The sequence below is a fragment of the Mesorhizobium sanjuanii genome, from assembly GCF_002529485.1.
Taxonomy (GTDB): Bacteria; Pseudomonadota; Alphaproteobacteria; order Rhizobiales; family Rhizobiaceae; genus Mesorhizobium; species Mesorhizobium sanjuanii.
Window position 1 is genome coordinate 106,626 of sequence record NZ_NWQG01000022.1, and the last position, 14,978, is coordinate 121,603.

The 14,978-nt window shown below is 60.7% G+C and carries 16 protein-coding genes and 1 pseudogene; 11 read left to right on the plus strand and 6 right to left on the minus strand.

Annotated features, from left to right (window positions below):
- Nucleotides 1–81: 81 nt before the first annotated feature.
- Nucleotides 82–1,005, plus strand: coding sequence for an AraC family transcriptional regulator (locus tag CN311_RS05035; RefSeq protein WP_097572275.1), 924 nt, complete (start codon nucleotides 82–84; stop codon nucleotides 1,003–1,005).
- A 50-nt stretch (nucleotides 1,006–1,055) separates the two neighbouring features.
- A pseudogene (locus tag CN311_RS05040) lies at nucleotides 1,056–1,349 on the plus strand (type 1 periplasmic-binding domain-containing protein); the annotation flags it as partial.
- A 73-nt stretch (nucleotides 1,350–1,422) separates the two neighbouring features.
- Here the strand turns inward: CN311_RS05040 and CN311_RS05045 are convergent.
- Nucleotides 1,423–2,706 (minus strand): NAD(P)/FAD-dependent oxidoreductase, encoded by a 1,284-nt coding sequence (locus CN311_RS05045; RefSeq protein WP_097572276.1) that lies wholly within the window; start codon nucleotides 2,704–2,706, stop codon nucleotides 1,423–1,425.
- An 11-nt stretch (nucleotides 2,707–2,717) separates the two neighbouring features.
- Entirely contained in the window at nucleotides 2,718–3,671 is a 954-nt protein-coding gene (locus CN311_RS05050; protein ID WP_165779586.1) for a dihydrodipicolinate synthase family protein, read from the minus strand.
- A 101-nt stretch (nucleotides 3,672–3,772) separates the two neighbouring features.
- Here CN311_RS05050 and CN311_RS32450 point away from each other — a divergent pair, with 101 nt between their 5' ends.
- The 8 genes from CN311_RS32450 to CN311_RS05085 all read left to right on the plus strand — a co-directional run bounded on the left by CN311_RS32450 (nucleotide 3,773) and on the right by CN311_RS05085 (nucleotide 11,340).
- The gene (locus CN311_RS32450; RefSeq protein WP_165779587.1) at nucleotides 3,773–3,931 is read left to right on the plus strand and encodes a hypothetical protein; all 159 of its coding nucleotides are present in this window, start codon (nucleotides 3,773–3,775) and stop codon (nucleotides 3,929–3,931) included.
- 11 nt (nucleotides 3,932–3,942) lie between these two features.
- Nucleotides 3,943–4,524: a helix-turn-helix domain-containing protein gene (locus CN311_RS05055; protein WP_208866429.1), complete on the plus strand. Its 582-nt coding sequence runs from the start codon at nucleotides 3,943–3,945 to the stop codon at nucleotides 4,522–4,524.
- Between the two features lie 186 nt (nucleotides 4,525–4,710).
- Complete coding sequence (locus tag CN311_RS05060; protein ID WP_097572279.1) at nucleotides 4,711–5,568, plus strand: ABC transporter permease; 858 nt, start codon at nucleotides 4,711–4,713, stop codon at nucleotides 5,566–5,568.
- On the plus strand, nucleotides 5,565–6,362 hold the full coding sequence (locus tag CN311_RS05065) for an ABC transporter permease (protein ID WP_097572280.1): 798 nt from the start codon (nucleotides 5,565–5,567) through the stop codon (nucleotides 6,360–6,362). The genes CN311_RS05060 and CN311_RS05065 overlap by 4 nt, the downstream gene beginning before the upstream one ends.
- A 62-nt stretch (nucleotides 6,363–6,424) precedes the next feature.
- Nucleotides 6,425–7,552 (plus strand): ABC transporter ATP-binding protein, encoded by a 1,128-nt coding sequence (locus tag CN311_RS05070; RefSeq protein WP_245440728.1) that lies wholly within the window; start codon nucleotides 6,425–6,427, stop codon nucleotides 7,550–7,552.
- A gap of 48 nt (nucleotides 7,553–7,600) precedes the next feature.
- Nucleotides 7,601–8,665, plus strand: a complete 1,065-nt coding sequence (locus tag CN311_RS05075) for an ABC transporter substrate-binding protein (RefSeq protein ID WP_165779588.1) — start codon at nucleotides 7,601–7,603, stop codon at nucleotides 8,663–8,665.
- A gap of 81 nt (nucleotides 8,666–8,746) precedes the next feature.
- Nucleotides 8,747–10,183 (plus strand): FAD-binding oxidoreductase, encoded by a 1,437-nt coding sequence (locus CN311_RS05080; RefSeq protein ID WP_245440729.1) that lies wholly within the window; start codon nucleotides 8,747–8,749, stop codon nucleotides 10,181–10,183.
- A 17-nt stretch (nucleotides 10,184–10,200) separates the two neighbouring features.
- Nucleotides 10,201–11,340, plus strand: a complete 1,140-nt coding sequence (locus CN311_RS05085) for an alpha-hydroxy acid oxidase (protein WP_165779589.1) — start codon at nucleotides 10,201–10,203, stop codon at nucleotides 11,338–11,340.
- A 72-nt stretch (nucleotides 11,341–11,412) separates the two neighbouring features.
- On the opposite strand, the gene CN311_RS05090 is transcribed toward CN311_RS05085, so the two are convergent.
- The 4 genes from CN311_RS05090 to CN311_RS05105 are packed head-to-tail and all read right to left on the minus strand — an operon-like array spanning nucleotide 11,413 to nucleotide 14,727.
- Nucleotides 11,413–11,757, minus strand: coding sequence for a hypothetical protein (locus CN311_RS05090; protein ID WP_097572283.1), 345 nt, complete (start codon nucleotides 11,755–11,757; stop codon nucleotides 11,413–11,415).
- Nucleotide 11,758: 1 nt separating this feature from the next.
- Nucleotides 11,759–12,829: an adenylate/guanylate cyclase domain-containing protein gene (locus CN311_RS05095; protein WP_097572284.1), complete on the minus strand. Its 1,071-nt coding sequence runs from the start codon at nucleotides 12,827–12,829 to the stop codon at nucleotides 11,759–11,761.
- A 3-nt stretch (nucleotides 12,830–12,832) separates the two neighbouring features.
- Nucleotides 12,833–13,327 carry a Rab family GTPase gene (locus tag CN311_RS05100; RefSeq protein ID WP_097572300.1) on the minus strand — a complete coding sequence of 165 codons (495 nt, stop codon included), beginning with the start codon at nucleotides 13,325–13,327 and terminating at the stop codon, nucleotides 12,833–12,835.
- A gap of 14 nt (nucleotides 13,328–13,341) precedes the next feature.
- Nucleotides 13,342–14,727, minus strand: a complete 1,386-nt coding sequence (locus CN311_RS05105; RefSeq protein WP_245440730.1) for an OmpA family protein — start codon at nucleotides 14,725–14,727, stop codon at nucleotides 13,342–13,344.
- A gap of 48 nt (nucleotides 14,728–14,775) precedes the next feature.
- Here CN311_RS05105 and CN311_RS33290 point away from each other — a divergent pair.
- Nucleotides 14,776–14,978, plus strand: a 203-nt coding sequence (locus CN311_RS33290; protein WP_245440731.1) for a hypothetical protein, incomplete at its 3' end; no start/stop codon positions are given.

Below are 14,978 nucleotides of genomic sequence, written 5' to 3' on the forward strand. Positions count from 1 at the left end.
TCAAGAAATTTGCCTATTCCTACAAATGAGGATAGGCTGTCGGAGGGTCAGGTACTGCTCTGGCCTCACAAGGAGGCCCAAATGTCGTCCACCCTTCTGGCGGCCGTCAACGCGTATATCGAGGGTCAGGGCGGCGGGCAGGGCCTGTTCCCGACCCTGGTCGAAGGGTTCAACATCGTCCGCTCGTTTCAGTCTATGTTGCCGGTCCGGGCAGTTTACAGGCCGTCGCTCTGCGTTGTTTTGCAAGGCGCCAAGGAGATTCACTTCGGCGACGACAGACTCGATTATGGCGCCATGGACTGCTTGGTCGTGAGCGTCGAACTTCCGGCAACGGGACGGATCGTCGAGGCCAGCGCCGAAGCGCCCTATATCGGCGTTGTCATCGATTTCGATGTGGCCATGGTGCGGGACGTCCTTGAGCAACTGGACGAACCGCCTGCGCCGGTCGCGGAGTCCGGACCCTGCGTATTCGTGGGCCGAGTGGACGAGACCTTGATTGACTGTGTCATGCGCCTCATGCGCATGACGGCGTCGCCCAAGTCGATCCCCATCCTTTACCAATCAGTGATGCGCGAGATCTGCTACTGGCTGGTGAGTGGCCCGCATGGCGGGGAGTTGCGCAAGCTGGTATTGCCGGAGTCGAATGTCGAGCGGGTCGCCGCGGCGATCTCGGCATTGCATCTCAACTTCGCTCGGACCTTGCGGATAGAACAGCTCGCCGAACTGGCCGGGATGAGTCCATCGTCGTTTCACCAGCATTTCAAGGCACTGACGTCCATGACGCCGCTGCAGTTCCAGAAGCAATTGCGTTTACTCGAGGCTCGTCGATTGATGGTGTCGGAGGCGGCAAATGTCAGCGACGCGGCTTATCGGGTAGGTTACGAAAGCGTTTCGCAATTCAGCCGAGAATATTCGCGCGAGTTCGGTATCGCACCAAAGCAGGATGCCCTCAATCAGCAGCGTCTTTACAACACCTATGCCAGCCGCAGTGTGCGGACAGCTTAAGTGAAATCTGGCTGTCGAGTTGCAATAGTCGTCGGCACAAACTCAGGCGTACCGCACGTGGGATCACCGAAGAGCTCCAGCGCGCCGGTTTGCAGCTCATGCTTGGATACGGACTACTCCGAACAGAAAGAAGAGGAATTGATCGAGACGATGCTGTGGCGTCGGCCTGAAGGATCATTCTCACCGGTGGTGTCCACACTGACCGCGCCCGGCGCATGCTCAAGATGGCGGCAATTCCTGTCGTGGAGACATGGGATTGCCAGATGACCCGATTGACCAAGTCTTGGGCTTTTCGAATGGAGGCCATGGCTTTGCTGACCCGCACGCTTGCCAGACGCGGCTACGACATGATCCGCGGCCGCCGGCCTCTCGATCCGGTGAGGCTTCTGGCGACCGACTGAATCAGCGCTCACTGCGTCAAAGGCCGAACCGGTCCTTCAGCCGCCCGGAAAGGATCGCCGCCTTCACGCCCAGCGGCCAGAACCGGTGGAACCGGATCCTCTTCACCTGCGATATTGGCATGGGGAACGGCGCCGTCTCGTCGCCGCGAAGACGCTGCGCCAAGGCACTGCCCATTGCCGAAGCCATGGCGACGCCACGACCATTGTAGCCAAGGCAGATGAGGATGCCGTCTTCCGGCTCGTGCACATGCAAGAGGTGATCCCTGGTGATCGCGACCCGGCCGTTCCAGCCATGTGTCCAGCGTGTGCCGGCAAGCGTTGGCCAGAGCTGCCTCGCGTAATCGGTGAGGTAGCCGATGGCGGATGCATTCTCGATCGGCCGCATCGGCCCCCTGCCGCCCATCAGGAGGCGGTTCTGCGCGTCGATCCGGTAGTAGACCGTGATGTTGCCGGCCTCATAGACGACCGGCCTTTCGGGAAGGATTGCCGCGGCAACCGGCGACGGTAGCGGTTCGGTCGCGGCGATGGCGCTGAACACCGGGACGAGGGACTGTTTCAGGCCTGGCCAAAGCGTGCCGGTATAGCCATTGGTCGCGATGAGAACCTTCTCGGCGCTGAGAGAGCCGCTTGCGGTTTTGAGGCGCCACCGTCCGGCCTCCCTGCCGAGCGAGAGGACCTCGCTGTCGCCGAAGATCCGCGCGCCGGCATTCTGGGCCGCAGCGGCCAGACCAAGGGCATATTTCAAGGGATGGAGATCGCCGCCACGGGCGTCGAACATGCCCGACATATATCTGTCCGTGCCGGTCCGCGCCGCCATTGCCTTTGCGTCCAGAATGGCGACCGGCATGCCTCGCCGCTCGCACTGCGCGGCCGTGGCCCGCACGGCGCCTGCCGGCTTCAGGCGGATGGCGGCACGTATGGTGCCGTTCTGCCTGATGTCGCAGGCGATCGACAAGCGCTTGATGAGATCGAAGGTGAAGTCGGGCGCACCATAGGAGAAGTCGACCATGCGCGGCCCGAGATCCGGGCCGAACATCGCCTCTATGGTGTCGGGATCGTATTTGAGGCCAGGATTGACCTGGCCGCCGTTGCGGCCCGAGGCGCCCCAACCCGGCTGGCGCGCCTCGAGCACGGCGACGTCCTCGCCGGCTTCCGCCAGATGCAGTGCCGTCGAAAGTCCTGTGAAGCCGCCGCCGACAATGGCGATCCTCGCGCGCTGCGCACCGGCGAGGACCGGGTAGTTAACGCTGCCGCCGGCGGTTTCGCGGTAGAGGCTTCTAGGCGGTTCACTTTCGAGCATAGGCGACGCTCTTACGAAGCAGCCGCCGGCGAAAGCGTGGCCGGCGAAGAAGCGACAGGTTTGACGGGGAGGGTGCCAGCTGAATGCAACTCCCGCAGAATGCCGAGCAGCCTGGTCCCCAGGCCCTCAGACACCGCTCCAAGCGGCGGTAGCGAGCCGCCAGGATCAAGCCCGATCATGCCGAGAGCCAGTCGTGTCGGACCGGGATTTTCCTCACTGAACAGCGCATCCATCAAGGGGCAAAGCCGGCGTTGCAGAGCGAGAGCGTCGTCGAAGCGTCCGCCCTTGGCATGGACCTGCACCTCGTTCCAGAAGGACGGAACAAGTACAGCCGAAGTCAGGATCCCGCCCCTGGCGCCCATGCTGACTTGCTGGGTGAACAGCGTGTCCTGGCCGCTCAGCATCTGGAAGGTGGCGGGAACCTTCTGCATGACATGATCGAAATGGTAGAGATCCGTATTCGACGCCTTCATACCGATGATGATGTCGCGCTTCGCCATGGTGGCGATGGTTTCGGGAGCAATGACGAAATGGGTACGGGCCGGATTGTCGTAGAGGACGATCGGCAGATCGACCGCCTCCCTGACCTCGGCGAAGTAGCGTAGTACGCCTTCCTGGCTGTTGCGGGTGTAGAACGGGACGATCAGCATGAGCGCGTCAGCACCCGCTTCCTTGAAGGATTTGCCGGTATCGACCGCATCACCCAACCCGGGCGACAACACGCCAGCCACGACCGGCACCTTTCCCGCGGCCGCGGCAACGCTCGCCCCGACCGTCTCGATGCGGGCCTTTGCCGAAAGTGCCGTGAACTCTCCCGTTCCGCCGAGCGGCACCACGCCGGAGGCGCCATTGTCGATCATGTAGCGCACGAGCCTGCGTACGCCTTCGATATCGACGCTGTGGTCGGGGCGAATGGGGGTCGGAAAGGCCGGAATGATGCCTTTGAGCGAAAGGGGATGCGCCACGTGCGGGAACTCCGTGCAGGCTGAACTGGAAGACAGACCCAACGGGCGTCGTGCCGGGGTCGCGCCAAGCAATTCTGCACGGCTTTCCCGGAATCACAACAATGATTTTTAATTTTCTGAAAAACGATTGTTTCATCGGCGAAGTTTGGCTAGCTTCCGGCACGACCATCGTTGCCGCCCTGGCGCATGTCTTTAGCGCGCTGGAAAAAACGATTGCCCGGTGGGCAGCAAGACGTGAAAGTCCAGCATGGAAAACATAAAGTCTCGTTTGATGACATTGCAGAAAGCGGATGCCGGGCAGGACAGTGATCCCAGGCTGGGGGCGCGTCTGCGCGAGTTGCGGCAGGCAAGAAAGCTGACGCTGGCCGACCTTGCCGCCAGCACGGGACTCTCGATCGGAACGCTTTCGCAGTTGGAGCGGGATCTCGTTTCGCCGACGGTGCGCACGCTTTTCACCTTGGGAGGCGCGCTTGGCGTGTCGCCCGCTTGGCTGATCGACCCTGAAAATAGCGGAGACGTGGACGCGCCCTTCGTGGTCAGGGCCAACAAGCGCCAGCCTTTCCTCAACGCGGACGGCCTGAAAAAGGACCTTATTTCGCCGGTGGCCAGCAAGCGGCTGAAGGGTTTCTACGTCGTCATCGAGCCCGGCAGCGGCTCCGGACCTGCGCCTTATGTGCATACCGGCGAGGAGATGGGGCTCGTCATGTCCGGCGTGCTGGAATTGAGAATCGACGATCGCGTCTTCATCCTGCGGGTAGGCGATTGCTTCTCGTTTCCGAGCGATCATCCGCACAGTTTTTCCAATGTCGGCGCCAACCAGGCGACCGTCTTCTGGGTCAACGCAAACATCTAGGCGCCTTACGCGCCTCATGGGTCGTCGTCAGAAATTTCATTTTTCAGAAAACCGCTTGTTATATGGCATGGCATATGCCAGTTTTATGAAAATCGTGGATGCGAAAGATGGGAGGCGGACCTCATCCAGGGGCCAGCCGGGGCATTGACCTCACGACGCATCGCGACATGACTGGGAACTTTTCAAATGTCGAGTGCGAGTGACGTTTCATTTCTCAGCCCGAGGTCGGCGACGCTTCTCGTCGCGCCGCTCGGTGCGCTGCTGATCCTGTTTTTCGCCTACCCGCTGGTATTGACGGTTTGGCAGAGCTTCTACGAGGGCGGCTTCACGCTGCGGGCCTATGCCGAGCTTGCCACGTCGACGCTGTTCTATAAGGTTCTTCGTACCACCTTCGTCATCAGCCTTACCGCAACGCTGGTCAGCCTGTTCATCGGCTATCCGGTCGCCTTGCATTTGTCGAGGCAGTCGCCCCGCAGGCGCACATTCTACCTCATGCTGGTGATGCTGCCTTTCTGGACCAGCATTCTGGTCAAGAGTTTCGCGCTCACCGTGCTTCTCGGCCACAGCGGCATTGTCAACCAGGCGCTGGGCTTCATCAGCGGCGGAACCATCCAGTTTCCGATGGTCTTCAATCGCTTTGGCGCCATTGTCGGCATGATCAACTATCTGCTGCCATTCATGATCCTGTCGGTCCTCGGCAGCCTGCTCGCGCAGGACGGCAATCTGGCGCGGGCGGCCGAAGTGATGGGTGCCGGACCGTTCCGCATTTTCCGCCAGGTGACGCTGCCGCTCAGCATGCCGGGCGTCATTGCCGGGATCATCATCAATTTCACCTTGTCGATCGGCATGTACATTACGCCTGCGCTGCTTGGCGGGCGCCAGGACATGATGATCGCCAACCTGATCGATTTCTATACAAGGCAGACTCTCGACTGGCCGATGGCCTCCGCCATCTCCGTCGTCCTGCTGCTGATCTCAGGCGCTCTGGTGACCATCCTCGGGCGTGTCCGCGGCGGGGCCGGCGTCATGGGAGTGGCATCATGACAAGACCATTGCGAATAGCCGCCGTCTTCTTCGTGCCCGTGGTCGCCTGGGCCTGCTACCTCTTCCTCCTGCTCCCCAGTGTCATCGTCTTTCCGATCTCGTTCGGAACGGGGGGCGAGTTCGAATTTCCACCGCGCGCGCTTTCGCTTGGCCTCTACCAGCAGTTCTTCACCGACGCGGCATGGTGGGGCGCCATGATGCAAAGCCTGATGATCGCCTTGATGACGGCGCTTGCCACGACAGTTCTGGGCCTGCCCGCAGCCTATGCGTTGCAGCGGGCGCGCCTGTCTGGTGCCGGCCTGATCAACGGCTTCATCATGGGGCCGCTGCTGGTGCCGGTCATCGTTCTTGGCCTTGGGCTCTATCTGCAGTTCGCGCCCTGGAACCTCTTGAACCGCGATATCTCGCTGTTCCTCTCCCACACCATGCTGGCCGTGCCCTTCATGATGATCTCGGTCGGCGCATCGCTCAGGCATCTTGATCCGACGCTCGAGAATGCGGCATTGATCATGGGCGCGTCCAAGCCCGCCATCTTCTTCAAGGTCGTGCTCCCCCAGTTGAAGGCCGGCATCGCGGCAGGTGCCCTGTTCGCTTTCCTGATCTCGTTCGACGAGGTGATCGTCGCCTATTTCGTGACGGGTCCGGAAACGCAGACATTGCCAGTGAAAATGTACAGCGCCATGCGCTGGGAACTGTCGCCGGTCATCGCCGCTGCTTCGACGCTGGTCACCGTTTTTTCCATTCTTCTGGCAATCGGCATCATGATGCTCCAGCGCAAGGAGGAGCAGCGATGAATGCGCAGGTGAAGCGCCCGGTCGCTCCATCCGCATCGTCTCCATTGAATAAGGAACAAGTCTTGGCGCATCTTGCGGAACCCTCCACACCAAATGCCGCAGCCGGCGACGCCATGATCGAGGTGCACGGCCTGTCGAAGCTCTACAACGGCGTGGCTGCCCTGTCGGACGTCACGCTCAGCGTCGGCAAGGGCGAGTTCGTCACGCTGCTCGGGCCGAGCGGATCGGGTAAGTCGACGCTGCTCAATCTGATCTCGGGAATGACGACACCGACGTCGGGCACAATCCTGATCAACGGGACGGATGCCACGACATTGCCGACCAACCAGCGCGGGCTAGGGATGGTTTTCCAGAACTATGCGCTGATGCCGCATATGACGGTGTTCCAGAACATCGCCTTCCCGCTGCAGGTCCGCAAAGTCGGCAAGGATGAAATCCGCCAGCGTGTGATGGACGTGCTGAAACTCATCCAGCTCGAACATGTCGCCGCCCGCCGTCCGCGCGAACTTTCCGGCGGGCAGCAGCAGCGCATCTCGCTGGCACGCTGCATCGTCTACAATCCGCCGCTCATCCTGATGGACGAGCCGCTCGGCGCGCTGGACAAGAAGCTGCGCGAGGGCATGCAACTGGAGATCAAAAGGCTGCATGCCGATCTTGGCGTCACGATGCTCTACGTCACTCACGATCAGGACGAGGCGCTGACGATGTCCGACCGCATCGTCCTGATGCGGGGCGGCAAGATCGAGCAGCAGGGAACGCCGGAAACCCTCTACTTCAAACCGGAAACCGTCTTCAGCGCCGATTTCATCGGCAGCTCGAATCTTTTCCCCGGCAAGCTGGTCGAGGGCGAGTGCGGGCTTGTGCTTCGCTGTGCGGCCGGGACCTTTGAAGTGCCCGGGGCCGAGGGCGCGTTCCCGGCCGGCTCGACTGCCGTATTGCTCGTGCGTCCGGAAAACATCGCGGTCGAGACGCCGGGCGATGCCTCCGGCCGCCAGCAGATCGAGGCCACGCTCAAGGATACCGTGGTGCTTGGCGGCATCGTGCGGCATTTCCTCGAGACGCCGGCCGGCGAGCAGATCATCGCGCAGGAACTCAATCAACCGAACCGGTCGCGATTGATGCGCGGCGATGCCGTGAAAGTGTCATGGCGGGTCGCCGACGGCAGGCTGTTGCCGGCGGAACGTGCCTAGTCCGCGGAATTCTTCACCTCGAATCTTGATCAACGGAAGGCTATGACAATGACGAAAGATACATTCCGCATATCCCGCCGCAGCTTCACGACAGGTGCTGCCGTTGCCGCCATCGGCCTGGCAGCGCCGTCAGTCATCACTGGCCGCGCCAGGGCGGCGGACAAGTCCATCACCGTCACGTCCTGGGGCGGCGACTATCACAAGAGTGTCGAGGAGGTGTTTGCCGCGCCGTTCACGGCGGAGACCGGCATCGCGGTGCAACTGGTCGACAATGGCGACATGGCCAAGGTGAAAGCGCAGGTGCTCAGCAACAGCGTCACCTGGGATATCATCGACGCGCCGGCCGCGTTCGCCACGTCCGGCGCCAAGGAAAACCTCTGGGAGCCGCTCGACAGCACGCTGGTGGCGACGGAAGGCCTGCTTGAAAAGCCGAACGCCCTCTACATGCCGCTCTATCTCTACAGCGGTGGCATTTTATGGAACACCGAGCGCAATCCCGACGGCAAGCATCCGATCGATTTCGCGGGCTTTTTCGACACGGAAAAATTCCCTGGGCGCCGTTGCATGCGCTCGCTTGCGCCTGAAACGCTTGAGGCCGCCCTTGTCGCCGACGGGGTCCAGCCGAAGGATCTCTATCCCCTCGACGTCGAGCGCGCCTTTGCCGTGCTCGATCGCCTGAAGGACAATATTTCGAAGTTCGCCGCCACGACGCCCGAGCAGGTGACGTCGGTCAGCCAGAACGAGGCCGATTTTTCCTACAGCTACTACAATCGCGTCAAGAGCGCCCAGAAAGGCGGCACACCGCTGGATTTCTCCTTCGCACAGACGAACAACTCGCTCGATTTCCTTGCTATTCCGAAGGGCTCGAAGAACAAGGAAGCGGCGATGCAATTCATCGCATTCTGCCTACGGCAGGACCGCCAGACCGCCTGGGCGCTGCGGGGCTACTATCTGCCCAACACGCTGAAGTCCGTCGAGGAGATCAAGGCATCGCCGAATGGCGGCTTCCTCCCCGATCTTACCAGCGGCAAGAATGTCGTCATCAATGCCGAGTGGTGGGGCGACAACTACACCACCGTCCAGAAGCGCTATTCGGAATGGATGATTTCCTGAAGCGCGACCTTTGATCCTAGCGCCTTGCCGGACCATGGCCGGCGGGGCGCCTTTCCGCATTTCCTCCAGAAGTGACGCATAGTGACCGATCAGCCTGCCATCATCTCCCTGTTCTCCGACATTGTCGGGGCCCGCAATGTCGTGAGCCAGCCCAGCGAGATGGAAGGCTTTCTGATCGACGTCCGCCGCAGCTACCGGGCCGAGGCTTTGTGCGTGGTTCAACCCGCCGACACGAGCGAAGTCTCTGATGTCATGAAGCTCTGCCACGAGCGTGGGATCGCCGTTACCCCGATGGGCGGCAATACCGGCCTCGTCGGTGGCGCCATCGCCAGGACTGAGGTACCGGGCATCATCTTGTCGCTGAAGCGGATGAACCGCGTGCGGGAACTGTCGCTGGTCGACGATACCATCACGGTGGATGCCGGCTGCGTTCTCGCGGACATCCAGCGCACTGTCGCTGACGCCGACCGCCTGTTTCCGCTCAACCTCAGCTCGGAAGGGAGCTGCCAGATCGGCGGCAACATCGCAACGAATGCCGGCGGCGTCACCGCAGTTCGCTACGGCACGATGCGGCAGCTGGTGCTGGGGCTCGAGGTCGTTCTTCCGAACGGCACCGTTCTCAACGGATTGCTGAAACTGCGCAAGGACAATACCGGCTACGATCTGCGCCAGCTCTTCATCGGCGCGGAGGGCACGCTTGGCGTCATCACGGCCGCCGTGCTGAAGCTCTTTCCCGCGCCCAAAGCGACCGCCACCGCGATGCTCGCCGTCGCTTCCGTCGATCTGGCCATGGAGGTGCTTGGGCTCGTCCGGTCCGCCTTCGGAGAAAGGCTGACGAGCTTCGAGATCATCTCCGCCGACTATATGGATGTGGTGCTGCGCAATGTGGCCGAGACGCGCTCGCCCTTCATCGAGCGCCCGGCCTGGAACCTGCTGGTCGAGATCACGGATTCTAACGGCGATGCAGACCTTGCCGCTCCAATGGAAGCCGTCCTGAAAACGGCGCTTGAGCGCGAGTTGATAGCCGATGCGGTCATCGCGCAGAGTGAAGCGCAGGCCGCCTCACTGTGGCATCTGCGTCACGCTGTTTCCGATGCGATCCGTTATGCCGGGCCGAACATGTCGCACGACAGCTCCGTCCCGCTCGACAAGCAAGGTGTATTCGCCGAACTCACCTATGCACGGATCGGCGCACGGTTTCCAGAGTCCGAAGTTTTGATGGTCGGTCATCTCGGCGACGGTAATATGCATATCGTCGTGCTTTTCAAGCCGGACCGCTTCGCCGGCCGGGAGGACTACATGGCGGCGTCCGAGGCCATCGACCTGATCATCGACGCAATCGTCGTCGAACTCAGGGGAAGCATCACGGCCGAACACGGCGTCGGTCTCAGCTACCGTTACAGGCTCGACAGAACGACCGAGCCGGCTGAGATCGAGCTGATGCGCGCGATCAAGAATGCCTTCGATCCCAAAGGGATCATGAACCCCGGCAAGATCCTTCTTCCATCTTCCCGCTAGCCTTCGCGATGCGCGCCGTGCCGCAGAATTTCAGGGAGATGCGGGCCGCGGCAAAGGCCAGGCTGCCGCGCGGCGTATTCGAATATATCGATCGCGGATCCGAGGACGAAAAGGCGCTGGACCACAACCGTACCTCTTTCGAGGCCTTGAAGATCGCGCCGCGCATGATGCGCGGCGCCGCGCCACGCTCGCAAGGCGTCGAGATATTCGGCAAGAAATTCTCATCGCCGGTGATTGTCGCGCCGACAGCCTTTGCCGGACTTGTCTGGTACAAGGGCGAGATCGAACTGGCGCGCGCGGCGAAAGACGCCGGAATAGGCTTTTGCGCCGCCACCGAGGCGATCACCTCGATCGACGAAATCTGCGGTGAGGCGGGCGGCAATATCTGGTTCCAGCTTTACCTCTGGCAGGACCGCTCTCTCTCACAGGCGTTGCTGGAAAGGGCCTGGAACAACGGCGTCAGGACGCTGGTTGTAACGGTCGATACGCCCGTCTTCGCCAAGCGCGAGTTCAATGTGCGAAACGGCTTCATCGTGCCGTTCAGATTTTCCTATCCAAGCGTTCGCGACGCGGCTATGCGGCCGGGCTGGCTCCTGAACGTCTTCGGCCGCTATGTGTCGAAGGAGGGCCTGCCGACATTTGCGAACTATCCGCGCGAATACAGGCAGGACATCCTCAACCGGACTTCGAAGAAGAAGATCCTGCACGAGCAGGACCTGAACTGGAATCATATCCGGGACCTGCGGGCGTTCTGGAAGGGCAATCTCGTTCTTAAGGGCATTCTGCGCCCGGACGATGCCATTCTCGCCGCCGAGCATGGGGCCGACGGGATCGTCGTTTCCAATCATGGCGGCCGCAATCTCGACAGCGCGGTCGCTCCGCTCGATGTTCTCGGGCGGAACGTCGATGCCAGCGGCGACCGTCTGGTGATCCTTTCCGACAGCGGCATCCAGCGTGGCAGCGATCTGTTCAAGTCGCTGGCGCTGGGGGCAAAGGCCGTTATGGTTGGACGGGCATTCCTCTATGGCACGGCGATGAACGGCCGGCAGGGAGCGCTTCGGACTTTCAGGATCCTGGAGGATGAGCTGGACAGGACCATGGGCCTGTCCGGCTGCAGGACCATTCCCGACGTCACCGCCGATCTGCTTTATCGATAGTCTGCATTCCACACGATGCGCCATAGACCGCGGCGACGTGAAATGGCGCGACGTCAACGTCTGCGAGAGTGCTTAGTGTGGCTCTATGGACACGCGCGGACGATAAGCGGATTGTCTTTGCGGCACTCTGAACAGGCAACCTGATTGCGCAGGATGAAGCCCAGCACACCATGAACAGCGCCTCGCTTCGGCGCTGGCAATGATACCGATGCGCTCGTCGACCGGCAGAGGCTGAGGTTCGCCATACTCGTCCTTTCCCGGCAGGCCTTCGAAGCGGTGGTCCTGCGACCTGGCGATCTCGTAGAGCATCGATGCGCTCACGCGGTTCTTGGCGTTCTTGTATTTCTGGAGCTGCTGAAAGCTGATGTCGACGGATCGATCAAGCTGCGCTCCAGGGTCGGCACTGCCAAGCGGCATATCAGGCCCGGAGCCGCCACATTCGCACACGACCTGTGCCACGCAATTCCGTTTCCCCGAGTGGGTCGCAAGCAAACTTTGGTCCAAGCAGTTGGTGCGTTGCGTCCGAAATACGGATTTCATCGGGCTCCGCGGACGTTTGAATACGTGAGGCGAGATTAACAGTCTCACCCCACAGGTCATAGGCGAACCGCCTCTTGCCTATGACGCCAGCGACGATTGGTCCTGAGTGAATGCCAATTCTGAGTCTTATCGGTTCTCCTGCGAAGCGTTCGCGCTTAACCGCCTTGCGCAGCTCAATTGCATAGCGCGCGAGGGCTCCTGCATGATCGGATCGCGCGGTGGGCAGGCCAGCGACCACCATCACACAATCGCCAATTGTCTTGATCTTTTCGCAGCCGTATCGTTCAGAGAGCCGATCCGCTGCCTTGAAGAAGTAATTTAAAATGGCAAGCGTCGTCACGGCTCCGACGCTCCGCGCTCTTTCTGTAAAGCCGACGATGTCGGCAAAAAGCACACTCACCTCTGCGTGGTTGTCAGCGATTTTTTTGTGCGCTTTTAACCGCTCCGCGATCGACGCCGGAAGAATATTGAGGAGCAGGGCTTCCGCGCGCTGGTATTCACGCGCCAATCCCTCCTGGCTCGTCCTCAACGCCTCGTTCGCCGATTGTAATTTCTCGTTGAGTTGACGCTCTCTCTCTTGCAGGAGCGTCATTTCATAAGCCTTCTGTTGAAGCCGCTGCCTATTGTCGCGTTCGGCAGTGGCGTCAAGAAAGAGCAACCACAAGCCGGCATTGTCAGCAAAAAGATGAAGGTCCGCGACACGCCCGCTGGGCAGTTCGACCATGGCCATATGATATGGAAGCTCAGGGCAAGGCAGCAAACCTTCCATGAATTCGAGCTGCTCGGCAACAGGCTTGCCAATGCGAAGTGATGAGAGCCCGTAATGTCCAACATTACCGCCCTTCGCAGCTATGCAATGCTGGGCGTCAATTTTCAGATATGCGACAGAGTGCTCGTTGTAGAAGAAATTGTAAATCCAGCTTCTGACTTCCTTTGGCAATCCTTGCATGATCTATTCGGTGACCATCGAAGCAAGCTGACGAAACGCATCGTCAACATGTTCACCCGAAAGCGCACTTGTCAGATAGATTTGCCATCCAAGTTGCCTCAGTTCGTTGATCTCACTATCCGATATTGCCCATCGATCGGACAGATCGGATTTATTGAACAGCAATACAAATGGCATGGCGCCGAATTCGGCCTCTGCCCGCTCGCGCAGCGTGAGCGCCACGGCAAGAGTAGCGGCGCGGGTTCCATCGACGACAAGCACAAGACCGGTCGCACCCCGCACATAACTGACGCGGAATGAGCCTATATCGTCTTCACCAGCCAAATCCCACAAAATCAGATCCACGGTTTTGTCCGGGAGTACGACACTCTTCTTGTCGATTTTCACTCCCACCGTCGTCAAGTAGGTTTCTGAAAAGATGCTTTGCACGAACCTGCGAACCAGGCTCGTCTTTCCGACAGCGAACCCGCCCAACATGCAGATCTTTCTTTGCAACATCCAGGCGCTCCGCACTAGTCTAGGTTCACCGTAACCGAAACCCGGCGATTGGCGGAGCTCCCAGTTCGACTATTTTCAGGCACCGCCGGCTCAAAAGTGCCCGCGCCCCGAACCAGCAGCAGTTCCGGAGCGACGCCGCGCTTGTTGAGAAGCGCACGAACTGTCTCGGCGCGGGCGGCGCTGATCGACGCGTTGGCGGTCTCACGGCCCACGGCGTCCGAATGGCCGGTCAACATGAACCGAGCTGTTACGCCTGACTTGCGAGCATTTTCGGCGAATTCCTTCAATTGATCCGCCAATTTGTCGAGAACCGGCGTCTGTTCTGGTCCCGGCACGACCTTGCCGGAATAGAAGAGAATATCGGTCGCCTGGATGGCCTCTCTCAAATGATTGAGTTCCGCAAGGCTCAGCTCACGCAACTGCGAGACATCCAGAGCCACTCCGTCCGCGGACAGCTGTTGAGCGGCGGCCCGCGCCCGGTTGATCCAGGCGGCCGGAGCCTCACCCACGACAACGATGCGATCCTGGATGATCGAAAGCTGAACCGATTTCGGAGGGGTCAGCGACGCTATCAGCCGCTTCACCACGAACTTCGGATCGAGGCTCTGATAGAATTGCCACTGCGAATGAACGCGGGCAGGATCGACCTCCGTTCCGGACAACAGCTCCTGCGGGTCGGCGGCAAGCGGGTCTCTCAAGCCGGAAATGTAGAAATGTCCGCCCCTCGCCGTTTGTTGGGCGACGATGATTCCCGGTTGGGCCTCAAGTCGCGACACATAATGCTGCCAGTGCTCCGCCGCGCGTGCTTCGGGGCTCACATCGCGAATCTTGGAGATGTCGAATACCGGTCCGCCTGCCGAAAGCTGTCGGGCCGCTGCGCGCGCCCGATCTATCCAGGTGTCGGGAGCCTCACCCTCGGCAACGATGCGATCCCCGACGATCGATAGCCGAACCGATTTCGGCGGGGTCAGCGACGCCATCAGCCGCTTCAGCACAAACTCCGGCTCAAGGCTCTGATAGAATTGCCAGTCTGAATGAACGCGAGTGGGATCAACCTGCGCTCCGGACAACAGCGACTGCGGATCGGCGGCAAGCGGGTCTCTCAGGCCGGAAATGTAGAAATGTCCGCTCCTCGCCGTTTGTTGGGCGACGATGATTCCCGGCTGGGTTCCCAGTCGCGACACATAGGCCTGCCAGTGTTCCGCCGCGCGTGCTTCGGGGCTCACATCACGAACCTTGGAGATATCGAATGCCGGTCCGCCTGCCGAAAGTTGCCGGGCGGCGGCCCGCGCCCGATCTATCCAGGTGTCGGGTGCCTCACCCTCGGCAACGATGCGATCATTGACGATCGAAAGTCGTACTGAATCCGGCGGGGCCAGCGACGCCGTGAGCCGCTTCAACACGAACTCCGGCTCAAGGCTCTGATAGAATTGCCAGTCTGAATGAACGTGAGCGGGATCAACCTGCGCTCCGGACAACAGCGACTGCGGATCGGCGGCAAGCGGGTCTCTCAGGCCGGAAATGTAGAATTGGCCATCGCGCATTTTTTGTTCGGCAACGATGATGCCCGGCTGGGTTCCCAGTCGCGACACATAGGCCTGCCAGCGCTCCGCCGCGCGTGCTTCGGGGCTCACATCACGAACCTTCGAGA